We start from the raw sequence: 9242 nt of genomic DNA on the forward strand, positions 1-9242 counted from the left end.
CCTTATTCTTCGGAAGCAACGCCGGCGGAAACGCGACGGGACTGGAGCGTGGCGTACTTCATGCCGCGCTGTGCCGCGATATCCTTCGGGTGCATCTGGTTCTTGAGCGCGTCGAAGGTAGCGCGAACCATGTTGTAGGGGTTCGACGAGCCGGTCGACTTGGCTACGACGTCGTGAACGCCGAGCGTCTCGAAGACGGCGCGCATCGGGCCACCGGCGATGATACCGGTACCGGGCTTGGCCGAGCGCAGCAGCACCTTGCCGGCGCCATGACGGCCGTGCACGTCGTGGTGCAGAGTGCGGCCACCGCGCAGCGGTACGAAGATCAGGTCGCGCTTGGCGGCTTCCGTTGCCTTACGGATGGCTTCCGGCACTTCGCGTGCCTTGCCATGGCCGAAGCCGACGCGGCCCTTCTGGTCGCCCACGACGACGAGAGCGGCGAAACCGAAACGACGACCGCCCTTCACCACCTTGGCGACGCGGTTGATAGCGACGAGCTTATCGACAAATTCGCTGTCGCGCTCTTCGCGGTTCTGGCGATCTTCGCGAGAACCTCTTCTTTCTTGTGCCATTGTCCTCTTCCTTTTTCTTTTCCGGGTGCAATCGGCAGATTGACGAAAGCCGCCTCGCTTCCTTGGAAATCGAAGCGGCCGGGGATTTGCGAAGCCGGGTTACGCCCGGGCATTGCGGCCCGGGCGACGAACTTTAGAAGTTCAGGCCGCCTTCGCGAGCTGCCTCGGCCAGCGCCTTGATGCGGCCGTGGTAGATGAAGGCGCCACGATCAAAGACAACGTCCTTGATGCCCGCCTTGGAAGCACGTTCTGCCAGGAGCTTGCCGACAGCCGTAGCGGCTTCGGTATCGGCGCCGGTCTTCAGCGAAGACCGCAGATCCGTGTCGAGGGTCGATGCCGAGGCAATCGTCTTGCCGGCAACATCGTCAATGATCTGCGCATAGATGTTCTTCGACGAGCGATGAACCGACAGGCGCGGGCGGCCATTGGCAACCGCCTTGATTTGACGGCGCACGCGGCTGGCGCGACGCACAAGAGTATCTTTCCTGCTAGCCATTTCGCGTGATCCTTACTTCTTCTTGCCTTCTTTGCGGACGATCCGCTCTTCGGCATACTTGACGCCCTTGCCCTTGTAGGGCTCGGGGCCACGGTATTCGCGGATTTCCGCGGCAACCTGGCCGACCTGCTGCTTGTTGATTCCGGAGACGACGATTTCCGTCGGCTTCGGCACAGCGATCGTGATGCCTTCCGGCGTCTGGTAGACGACGTCGTGGCTGAAACCGAGCGCGAGCTGCAGGTTCTTGCCCTGCATGGACGCGCGGTAACCGACGCCGTTGATTTCGAGCTTGCGCTCGTAACCGTCCTTCACGCCCTTGAGGATGTTCTCGATCATCGTGCGGGACATGCCCCACTTTGCGCGAGCATCCTTGCTCTCGTTGAGCGGCTGAACGACAACCGTGTTGTTTTCGAGCTTCACCGAAACTTCGTCATTTGCGACGAAGAACAGTTCGCCCTTCGGGCCCTTTGCCGTTACCTTCTGGCCATCCACGTTAGCCGTGACGCCTGCCGGAACTTGAACGGGCTTCTTACCGATACGAGACATTTTTATACCTGTCTGTTCGCTATGGAGATCCTGCTCGATCTTAGAAGATCGAGCAAAGAACCTCGCCACCAACATTCTGTTCGCGTGCCTGGTGATCGGCCATCACGCCCTTCGGAGTCGAAAGGATGGTGATGCCGAGGCCGTTCGCGACCTGCGGAATGGACTTGACCGAGACATAGACCCGGCGGCCCGGCTTGGAGACGCGCGCGATCTCACGGATCACGGATGCGCCTTCGTAGTACTTCAACTCGATGTTCAGCTCGGCCTTGCCGTTGCCGAATTCGACCTCTGAGTATCCGCGGATGTAGCCTTCAGCCTGAAGGACATCCAGAACGCGTGCGCGAAGCTTGGAAGCCGGCGTCGAAACGCTCGACTTGCGGCGAGCAGCGCCGTTGCGGATACGGGTGAGCATATCGCCCAAAGGATCAGTCATTGCCATGTACCCGTCTCCTTACCAGCTCGACTTGACCACGCCCGGCACCTTGCCGAGATTGCCCAGTTCGCGAAGTGCAATACGCGACATGCGCAGCTTGCGATAATAGGCACGCGGACGGCCGGTGACTTCGCAACGATTGCGGATGCGGGTCTTGGACCCATCGCGGGGCAGTTCGGCCAGCTTGAGGGTGGCCTTGAACCGCTCTTCGATCGGCAAAGACTGGTTCATGATGATTGCCTTCAGGACCGCGCGCTTGGCGGCGTGATTGGCAACCAGTTTGCGGCGGCGCTTGTTCTTTTCAACTGCGCTCGTTTTCGCCATAACAGTTATCCTTCTTTACGCTTGCCGTTACGGATTACTGACGGAACGGGAAGTTGAACTCTTTGAGAAGAGCGCGTGCTTCGTCGTCGTTAGTTGCCGTCGTGCAAACGATGATGTCCATGCCCCACATCTGATCAACCTTGTCGTAGTTGATCTCAGGGAACACAATGTGCTCCTTGATGCCCATGGCAAAGTTGCCACGACCATCGAAGGACTTCGGATTGAGGCCGCGGAAGTCTCGAACACGCGGAAGAGCGATGTTGATGAGACGATCCAGGAACTCATACATCCGAACGCCGCGCAGGGTAACCTTGGCACCAATCGGCATGCCTTCGCGAAGCTTGAAGCCGGCGATGGAGTTGCGAGCGCGGGTGATGACCGGCTTCTGGCCGGCAATCGCAGCGAGGTCGGCAGCAGCAACGGTCGGCTTCTTGGAATCGCCGGTCGCTTCGCCAACACCCATGTTGATGACGATCTTGTCGAGGCGCGGGATCTGCATTTCGTTGGCGTAGGAGAACTGCTCCTGCATCGCCTTGCGGATGCGCTCTACATATTCCTTCTTGAGCCGGGACTCATAAGCGGACTTAGCCATCGATCACATCTCCCGAACGCTTGGCCACGCGGACCTTCTTGTCACCATCGATCTTGAAACCGACGCGGGTCGGCTTGCCGTCCTTCGGATCGGCGATCGCGATGTTCGAAAGGTGGATCGAGGCTTCCTTTGTGATAATGCCGGCTTCCTGGTTCTGAGTCTGGCGCTGGTGACGCTTCACCACGTTGACGCCGCGCACGAGAGCCCTGTCTTCCTTCGGCATGACCTGAATGACTTCGCCGGTACGGCCCTTGTCCTTACCGGTCAGAACGACGACCTTGTCGCCTTTGCGAATCTTTTGCATCTCTGATCGCTCCCTTAGAGTACTTCCGGAGCCAGCGAGATGATCTTCATGTGGTTCTTGGCGCGGAGTTCGCGCGGAACCGGTCCGAAGATACGGGTGCCGATCGGCTCTTTCTTGTTGTCGATGAGAACGGCTGCGTTGGTGTCGAAACGGATGACGCTGCCATCCGCACGGCGGATGTCTTTCGCGGTGCGAACGACAACAGCCTTCATGACATCACCCTTCTTCACGCGGCCGCGCGGAATGGCTTCCTTGATCGAAACGACGATGATGTCGCCGATCGACGCGTATTTACGCTTGGAGCCGCCCAGCACCTTGATGCACATGACACGACGTGCGCCGGAATTATCCGCCACGTCGAGGTTTGTTTGCATCTGAATCATGTCAGGTCGCCTTCTTGTTGTTACCAGGCCGGTTGGGTCGAAACCCCCTCGCCCGGCTTATTGTGCTCATCTCAAAGCAAAAGAACGCTCGAACTCGAGCGTTCCTCGGCTTTAATTGCGTGCTTCATACAGATATTTGCCCGAGACGCAAGGGTCCGGCGGTCAAAACCTGCAGAAATCAAGACTGGGCGGAAACGACCGTCCAGCGCTTGTCCTTGGAAATCGGCGCGCATTCCTCGATGGAAACGAGGTCGCCGACCTTGAACTGGTTGTTCTCGTCGTGAGCCTTGTACTTCTTGGAACGACGAACGGTCTTCTGAAGGATCGGGTGCGCAAAGCGGCGCTCGACCCGGACGACGACGGTCTTGTCGTTCTTGTCGCTGACGACGGTGCCCTGCAGAATGCGTTTCGGCATAGTGTTCTGGTCCTTAGGCCTTGGCTTCTGCCGCCTTCTGGCGGGCAATGGTTTTGATGCGTGCGATGTCCTTGCGGACCTCGTTGATACGCGAAGACTTCTCGAGCTGGCCAGTCGCCTTCTGGAAGCGCAGGTTGAACTGCTCCTTCTTCAGCTTGGCAAGCTCTTCCTTGAGTTGGTCGGCGCTCAGAGCGCGAACATCTGCGGCTTTCATGAGCTTCACTCCTTACTCTGCGATACGCTGCACGAAGCGCGTCTTGACAGAGAGCTTGGCAGCGCCGAGGCGAAGTGCTTCGCGGGCGAGCTCCTCGTTGACACCGTCGATCTCGAACATCATGCGGCCGGGCTTGACCTTGCATGCCCAGTATTCGACCGAACCCTTGCCCTTACCCATGCGGACTTCGGTCGGCTTTGCCGTGACCGGAACGTCGGGGAATACCCGGATCCAGACGCGGCCGGCGCGCTTCATATGACGGGTGATCGCACGGCGGGCCGCTTCGATCTCGCGAGCATTGACGCGGTTGGGCTCCTGGGCCTTCAGACCGAACTCGCCGAAGGCGAGGTCAGAGCCGCCCTTCGCGACGCCCTTGATGCGCCCCTTGAACTGCTTGCGATACTTCGTACGCTTTGGCTGCAACATTTTTTTACTTCTCCGATATTGGCTGCCACGCGCGAATGTTACGCGTTCTCGCGGCGACGCTCTCTGCCGCTACCGCCCTGGTTGTCACTCTCGGTCGCGCGACGCTCGGAAGCCATCGGATCGTGCTCAAGGATTTCGCCCTTGAAGATCCAGACCTTGACACCGCAGATACCGAAAGCGGTTTCCGCTTCGGCCGTGCCGTAATCGATGTCGGCGCGCAGCGTATGCAGCGGAACGCGGCCTTCACGATACCATTCGGTACGGGCGATTTCCGCACCGCCAAGACGGCCGGCGCAGGTGATCTTGATGCCTTCGGCGCCGAGGCGCATCGCCGACTGAACGGCACGCTTCATCGCACGACGGAACGCTACGCGGCGCTCGAGCTGCTGAGCGATCGACTGCGCAACGAGCGTTGCGTCGACTTCCGGCTTGCGCACTTCGACGATGTTGAGGTGCGTTTCCGAATTGGTCATCTCGGAAAGCTTCCTGCGAAGCTTTTCGATGTCGGCGCCCTTCTTGCCGATGATCAGGCCCGGGCGTGCCGAGTGGATCGTCACGCGGCACTTCTTGTGCGGACGCTCGATCACGACCTTGGCGATACCTGCCGACTTCAGCTCTTCCATCAGATAGGCGCGGATCTTCAGGTCTTCGTGAAGAAGCTGGCCGTATTCCGCGTTGTCCGCGAACCAACGGCTATCCCAGGTCCGGTTGATGCCGAGACGGAAACCGATCGGATTAATCTTCTGGCCCATTATGCGGCCTCCCCTTTGGCTTCCACTTCACGAACGACGATCGTCAAGTGCGCGAACGGCTTTTCGACCCGCGATGCACGGCCGCGACCACGGGCGTGGAAGCGCTTCATCACGATCGACTTGCCAACAAAAGCTTCTGCGACGATGAGCGAATCAACGTCGAGATCATGGTTGTTCTCTGCGTTGGCGATCGCAGATTCAAGCGTCTTCTTGACGGTGCCTGCGATGCGCTTGCGCGAGAACTCGAGTTCGGCCAGAGCCCGGTCCACCTTCTTGCCGCGGATCAGCGCGGCAACGAGGTTGAGCTTCTGGGGGCTGACGCGGATCGTGCGCGCAACTGCCTGCGCCTCATTATCCTTCAGCCGGCGTTCGGCTTTTGCCTTGCCCATCGTTACTTCCTCTTCGCTTTCTTGTCCGCGCCATGACCATAATAGGTCCGGGTCGGAGCGAATTCACCGAACTTGTGACCGACCATTTCTTCGGACACCGAGACGGGAACGTGCTTGTTGCCGTTGTAGACGCCGAAGGTCAGACCGACGAACTGCGGAAGGATCGTGGAGCGACGGCTCCACATCTTGATCACTTCGTTGCGGCCGCCTTCGCGGACCTTCTCAGCCTTCTTGAGAAGATAACCGTCAACAAACGGACCTTTCCATACTGAACGAGCCACTTGAGACTTCCTCTCTTACTTCTTGCGCTGGTGACGCGAGCGCATAATGAACTTGTCGGTCGACTTGTTGGAGCGCGTGCGCTTGCCCTTTGTGGGCTTGCCCCATGGCGTGACCGGATGGCGACCACCGGAGGTGCGGCCTTCACCGCCGCCGTGCGGATGGTCAACCGGGTTCATGACGACGCCGCGTACGTGCGGACGCTTGCCGCGCCAACGCGAACGGCCGGCCTTACCATCATTGATGTTGCCGTGATCGGGGTTCGATACAGCACCGATCGATGCGAGGCAAGAGCCGTGTACCAGACGCTGCTCGCCCGAGTTCAGGCGCAGGATCGCCATGCCCTGGTCACGGCCGACGAGCTGAGCGTAGGTTCCGGCGGAGCGGGCGATCTGACCGCCCTTGCCCGGCTTCATCTCCACATTGTGGATGATGGAGCCGACCGGAATGTACTGCAGCGGCATCGCATTGCCGGGCTTGACGTCGACGGCCTTTTCCGAGGCAATCACCTTGTCGCCGACAGCCAGGCGCTGCGGCGCAAGGATATAGGCCTGCTCACCGTCCGCGTAGTTGACCAGCGCGATGAACGCAGTGCGGTTCGGGTCGTATTCCAGACGCTCGACCGTGCCTTCGACGTCGAACTTGCGACGCTTGAAGTCGACCAGACGGTAGGTCCGCTTGTGACCACCGCCCTGGAAACGAACGGTGATGCGGCCCAGGTTGTTGCGACCGCCCTTGGAGGACAGGCCCTCGGTCAGCGCCTTGACCGGCTTGCCCTTGTAGAGGCCGGCCCGGCTGACGATGACCAGTTGACGCTGGCTCGGCGTCGTCGGATTGAAACTTTTCAATGCCATTTTCTTGTTCCCTTTTGGGTTTTTACCCTAATGGGCCTATCCGTTAGAGACCGGTGGAAACGTCGATGGACTGACCGTCGGCGAGCGTTACGATCGCCTTCTTCACGTCCTTCTGCTTTCCGGCGAAGCCGCGGAAGCGCTTCAACTTGCCCTTGCGGACGAGCGTGTTCACGGCCGTGACCTTCACGCCGAACAGCGCTTCGACGGCAGCCTTGATCTCAGGCTTCGAAGCACCCTTGGCGACATTGAAGACGACCTGGTTCTGTTCGGAGACCAGCGTCGACTTTTCAGTGATCGAGGGAGACACGATCACGTCGTAGTGGCGAAGATCCGTCATTTGAACCGCTCCTCCAGAGCTTCCACAGCAGCCTTGGAAAGCACGAGCTTGCCACGGCGCAGAATGTCGTAAACGTTGATGCCCTGAACCGGCAGAACGTCCACATTCGGGATGTTCTGGGCGGCGAGCTTGAAGTTGCCTTCGATCTCGGCTCCGCCGATGATGAGGGCGTTGGTGAGGCCGAGCGAGGCGAATGCGCCGGCGAGCGCCTTCGTCTTTGCTTCGTTGGCGACGAGATCGTCGATGACGATGATGTCCTCGGCCTTCAGCTTGGCAGACAGCGCGTGGCGCAGGCCCAGTGCGCGGATCTTCTTCGGAAGATCGTGCGCATGGCTGCGGACGACCGGCCCGTGAGCCTTGCCGCCGCCACGGAACTGCGGAGCACGAGCCGAATGGTGGCGGGCGCGGCCCGTACCCTTCTGCTTGTACATCTTGGCGCCGGTGCGGGAGACTTCCGCACGGCCCTTGGACTTGTGCGTGCCCTGCTGGCGCTTTGCGAGCTGCCAGCGAACGACGCGGGCAATGATGTCTTCACGAGGCTCGAGACCGAAAATGGCGTCGGAAAGGGAAACCTTTCCCGCGTCCTTGCCCTCGAGGGTTTTGACGGTGAGATCCATTATTCGGCTCCCTTACTTCGATTCTGCGGCGCGCACTGCGGCAGGGCGCGGTGCGCCTTCCGGAGTGCCCGACTTGATGGCGTCACGGACGACGATCCAGGAACCCTTGGAGCCGGGAACTGCACCCTTGACCAGGATCAGACCGCGGTCTTCATCGGTCGATACGACTTCGAGGTTCTGCGTGGTGACGCGCGTCTGGCCCATGTGACCAGCCATGCGCTTGCCCTTCCAGACGCGGCCCGGGTCCTGGTTGGAACCGGTCGAACCATGCGAACGGTGCGAGACGGACACGCCGTGCGTTGCACGCAGGCCGCCGAAGTTGTGGCGCTTGATCGCGCCGGCAAAACCCTTACCGATGGTGGTGCCGGTAACGTCCACGAGCTGCCCGGCGACGAAATGGCCCGCCGTAAGCTCGGCGCCAATGTCGATCAGGTTGTCGGCGCTCACGCGGAACTCGACGAGCTTTGCCTTCGGCTCAACGCTGGCAGCGGCAAAATGGCCGCGCATGGCCTTCGGCGTATTCTTGACCTTCGAACGGCCGGCACCCAGCTGAACTGCGGTATAACCGTTCTTCTCTTCCGTGCGGTGGGACACTACCTGGCAGTTCTCCAGCCGCAATACTGTTACCGGGATATGCTCGCCGGCGTCGTTGTAGACGCGGGTCATTCCCACCTTCTGTGCAATCACACCTGAACGCATCGGTTCACGCCTCTTGTTTAGGGTTCCCGTCCGGCGCTTCACACACCTTCCGGTTTCCTGTTCCTGGAAGCCGTTGGAGAAACTCCACGTACCTTCCTTGTTATTTCGGCTTGCGCCGGGTCTTACAGCTTGATCTCGACGTCTACGCCGGCGGCCAGATCGAGCTTCATCAGCGCGTCCACCGTCTGCGGGGTCGGATCAACGATATCGAGAAGACGCTTGTGCGTGCGCATCTCGAACTGTTCGCGGCTCTTCTTGTCGACGTGGGGCGACCGGTTGACCGTGAATTTCTCAATCCGGGTCGGAAGCGGCACGGGCCCGCGCACACTCGCACCGGTGCGCTTGGCCGTCGACACGATTTCGCGCGTGGAGGCATCGAGGATCCGGTGATCAAACGCCTTGAGGCGGATGCGGATATTCTGGCCGTTCATTCGACTTGTCCTTGCTCGTGTTTTCCGGTGTGCTCACGAAGCACACACTTGAAGTATTCGTTTCGCTTAGCCGCTTCTTTTCAAAAATCGCAGGGACATGGCCGACCATGTCCCTGCCGAAACGGCTCAAGCCGTTTTCTTATTACTCGACGATGGAGGCGACGATGCCTGCGCCGACG

Annotated in this window: 19 protein-coding genes; all 19 read right to left on the reverse strand. The window is 60.0% G+C overall.

Annotated features, from left to right (window positions below; genetic code table 11):
• Positions 1-2: 2 nt before the first annotated feature.
• The gene (rpsE, locus tag AC6CIG_RS28465) at positions 3-572 is read right to left on the reverse strand and encodes a 30S ribosomal protein S5 (RefSeq protein WP_003536510.1); all 570 of its coding nucleotides are present in this window, start codon (positions 570-572) and stop codon (positions 3-5) included.
• 133 nt (positions 573-705) lie between these two features.
• Complete coding sequence (gene rplR, locus AC6CIG_RS28470; RefSeq protein ID WP_003536512.1) at positions 706-1068, reverse strand: 50S ribosomal protein L18; 363 nt, start codon at positions 1066-1068, stop codon at positions 706-708.
• A gap of 12 nt (positions 1069-1080) precedes the next feature.
• Positions 1081-1614: a 50S ribosomal protein L6 gene (gene rplF, locus AC6CIG_RS28475; RefSeq protein WP_003536514.1), complete on the reverse strand. Its 534-nt coding sequence runs from the start codon at positions 1612-1614 to the stop codon at positions 1081-1083.
• A gap of 40 nt (positions 1615-1654) precedes the next feature.
• Complete coding sequence (gene rpsH, locus AC6CIG_RS28480; protein ID WP_003536517.1) at positions 1655-2053, reverse strand: 30S ribosomal protein S8; 399 nt, start codon at positions 2051-2053, stop codon at positions 1655-1657.
• Positions 2054-2065: 12 nt separating this feature from the next.
• Entirely contained in the window at positions 2066-2371 is a 306-nt protein-coding gene (gene rpsN, locus AC6CIG_RS28485) for a 30S ribosomal protein S14 (RefSeq protein WP_003536519.1), read from the reverse strand.
• Between the two features lie 34 nt (positions 2372-2405).
• Positions 2406-2963 (reverse strand): 50S ribosomal protein L5, encoded by a 558-nt coding sequence (gene rplE, locus AC6CIG_RS28490; RefSeq protein WP_003536522.1) that lies wholly within the window; start codon positions 2961-2963, stop codon positions 2406-2408.
• Positions 2956-3267, reverse strand: a complete 312-nt coding sequence (rplX, locus tag AC6CIG_RS28495; protein ID WP_003536524.1) for a 50S ribosomal protein L24 — start codon at positions 3265-3267, stop codon at positions 2956-2958. Before rplX ends, rplE begins: the two co-directional genes overlap by 8 nt.
• A 14-nt stretch (positions 3268-3281) precedes the next feature.
• Positions 3282-3650 (reverse strand): 50S ribosomal protein L14, encoded by a 369-nt coding sequence (gene rplN / locus AC6CIG_RS28500; protein ID WP_003536525.1) that lies wholly within the window; start codon positions 3648-3650, stop codon positions 3282-3284.
• 178 nt (positions 3651-3828) lie between these two features.
• Positions 3829-4065 (reverse strand): 30S ribosomal protein S17, encoded by a 237-nt coding sequence (rpsQ, locus tag AC6CIG_RS28505; RefSeq protein WP_003536527.1) that lies wholly within the window; start codon positions 4063-4065, stop codon positions 3829-3831.
• A 13-nt stretch (positions 4066-4078) separates the two neighbouring features.
• On the reverse strand, positions 4079-4279 hold the full coding sequence (gene rpmC / locus AC6CIG_RS28510) for a 50S ribosomal protein L29 (protein WP_003536529.1): 201 nt from the start codon (positions 4277-4279) through the stop codon (positions 4079-4081).
• Between the two features lie 12 nt (positions 4280-4291).
• Positions 4292-4705: a 50S ribosomal protein L16 gene (gene rplP / locus AC6CIG_RS28515; protein ID WP_003536531.1), complete on the reverse strand. Its 414-nt coding sequence runs from the start codon at positions 4703-4705 to the stop codon at positions 4292-4294.
• A gap of 38 nt (positions 4706-4743) precedes the next feature.
• Positions 4744-5457: a 30S ribosomal protein S3 gene (rpsC, locus tag AC6CIG_RS28520; RefSeq protein WP_018099553.1), complete on the reverse strand. Its 714-nt coding sequence runs from the start codon at positions 5455-5457 to the stop codon at positions 4744-4746.
• Entirely contained in the window at positions 5457-5846 is a 390-nt protein-coding gene (gene rplV, locus AC6CIG_RS28525) for a 50S ribosomal protein L22 (protein ID WP_003536535.1), read from the reverse strand. The genes rpsC and rplV overlap by 1 nt, the downstream gene beginning before the upstream one ends.
• A gap of 2 nt (positions 5847-5848) precedes the next feature.
• Positions 5849-6127 carry a 30S ribosomal protein S19 gene (gene rpsS, locus AC6CIG_RS28530; protein ID WP_002964358.1) on the reverse strand — a complete coding sequence of 93 codons (279 nt, stop codon included), beginning with the start codon at positions 6125-6127 and terminating at the stop codon, positions 5849-5851.
• 15 nt (positions 6128-6142) lie between these two features.
• Positions 6143-6979 (reverse strand): 50S ribosomal protein L2, encoded by an 837-nt coding sequence (rplB, locus tag AC6CIG_RS28535; RefSeq protein ID WP_018099552.1) that lies wholly within the window; start codon positions 6977-6979, stop codon positions 6143-6145.
• Positions 6980-7022: 43 nt separating this feature from the next.
• On the reverse strand, positions 7023-7316 hold the full coding sequence (locus AC6CIG_RS28540; RefSeq protein ID WP_003536621.1) for a 50S ribosomal protein L23: 294 nt from the start codon (positions 7314-7316) through the stop codon (positions 7023-7025).
• Positions 7313-7933, reverse strand: a complete 621-nt coding sequence (gene rplD, locus AC6CIG_RS28545; RefSeq protein WP_003536623.1) for a 50S ribosomal protein L4 — start codon at positions 7931-7933, stop codon at positions 7313-7315. Before rplD ends, AC6CIG_RS28540 begins: the two co-directional genes overlap by 4 nt.
• A 12-nt stretch (positions 7934-7945) precedes the next feature.
• The gene (rplC, locus tag AC6CIG_RS28550) at positions 7946-8632 is read right to left on the reverse strand and encodes a 50S ribosomal protein L3 (protein WP_010969195.1); all 687 of its coding nucleotides are present in this window, start codon (positions 8630-8632) and stop codon (positions 7946-7948) included.
• Between the two features lie 122 nt (positions 8633-8754).
• Complete coding sequence (gene rpsJ / locus AC6CIG_RS28555; protein ID WP_003507767.1) at positions 8755-9063, reverse strand: 30S ribosomal protein S10; 309 nt, start codon at positions 9061-9063, stop codon at positions 8755-8757.
• Positions 9064-9242: the final 179 nt, after the last annotated feature.

The sequence above is a fragment of the Sinorhizobium sp. GQ132 genome, from assembly GCF_059758575.1.

Excerpts from the sequence above, each read along its gene's own strand:
- rpsE (WP_003536510.1), bottom strand. The coding sequence starts at position 572 with ATGGCACAAGAAAGAAGAGGTTCTCGCGAAGATCGCCAGAACCGCGAA.
- rplR (WP_003536512.1), bottom strand. The coding sequence starts at position 1,068 with ATGGCTAGCAGGAAAGATACTCTTGTGCGTCGCGCCAGCCGCGTGCGC.
- rplF (WP_003536514.1), bottom strand. The coding sequence starts at position 1,614 with ATGTCTCGTATCGGTAAGAAGCCCGTTCAAGTTCCGGCAGGCGTCACG.
- rpsH (WP_003536517.1), bottom strand. The coding sequence starts at position 2,053 with ATGGCAATGACTGATCCTTTGGGCGATATGCTCACCCGTATCCGCAAC.
- rpsN (WP_003536519.1), bottom strand. The coding sequence starts at position 2,371 with ATGGCGAAAACGAGCGCAGTTGAAAAGAACAAGCGCCGCCGCAAACTG.
- rplE (WP_003536522.1), bottom strand. The coding sequence starts at position 2,963 with ATGGCTAAGTCCGCTTATGAGTCCCGGCTCAAGAAGGAATATGTAGAG.
- rplX (WP_003536524.1), bottom strand. The coding sequence starts at position 3,267 with ATGCAAAAGATTCGCAAAGGCGACAAGGTCGTCGTTCTGACCGGTAAG.
- rplN (WP_003536525.1), bottom strand. The coding sequence starts at position 3,650 with ATGATTCAGATGCAAACAAACCTCGACGTGGCGGATAATTCCGGCGCA.
- rpsQ (WP_003536527.1), bottom strand. The coding sequence starts at position 4,065 with ATGCCGAAACGCATTCTGCAGGGCACCGTCGTCAGCGACAAGAACGAC.
- rpmC (WP_003536529.1), bottom strand. The coding sequence starts at position 4,279 with ATGAAAGCCGCAGATGTTCGCGCTCTGAGCGCCGACCAACTCAAGGAA.
- rplP (WP_003536531.1), bottom strand. The coding sequence starts at position 4,705 with ATGTTGCAGCCAAAGCGTACGAAGTATCGCAAGCAGTTCAAGGGGCGC.
- rpsC (WP_018099553.1), bottom strand. The coding sequence starts at position 5,457 with ATGGGCCAGAAGATTAATCCGATCGGTTTCCGTCTCGGCATCAACCGG.
- rplV (WP_003536535.1), bottom strand. The coding sequence starts at position 5,846 with ATGGGCAAGGCAAAAGCCGAACGCCGGCTGAAGGATAATGAGGCGCAG.
- rplB (WP_018099552.1), bottom strand. The coding sequence starts at position 6,979 with ATGGCATTGAAAAGTTTCAATCCGACGACGCCGAGCCAGCGTCAACTG.
- AC6CIG_RS28540 (WP_003536621.1), bottom strand. The coding sequence starts at position 7,316 with ATGACGGATCTTCGCCACTACGACGTGATCGTGTCTCCCTCGATCACT.
- rplD (WP_003536623.1), bottom strand. The coding sequence starts at position 7,933 with ATGGATCTCACCGTCAAAACCCTCGAGGGCAAGGACGCGGGAAAGGTT.
- rplC (WP_010969195.1), bottom strand. The coding sequence starts at position 8,632 with ATGCGTTCAGGTGTGATTGCACAGAAGGTGGGAATGACCCGCGTCTAC.
- rpsJ (WP_003507767.1), bottom strand. The coding sequence starts at position 9,063 with ATGAACGGCCAGAATATCCGCATCCGCCTCAAGGCGTTTGATCACCGG.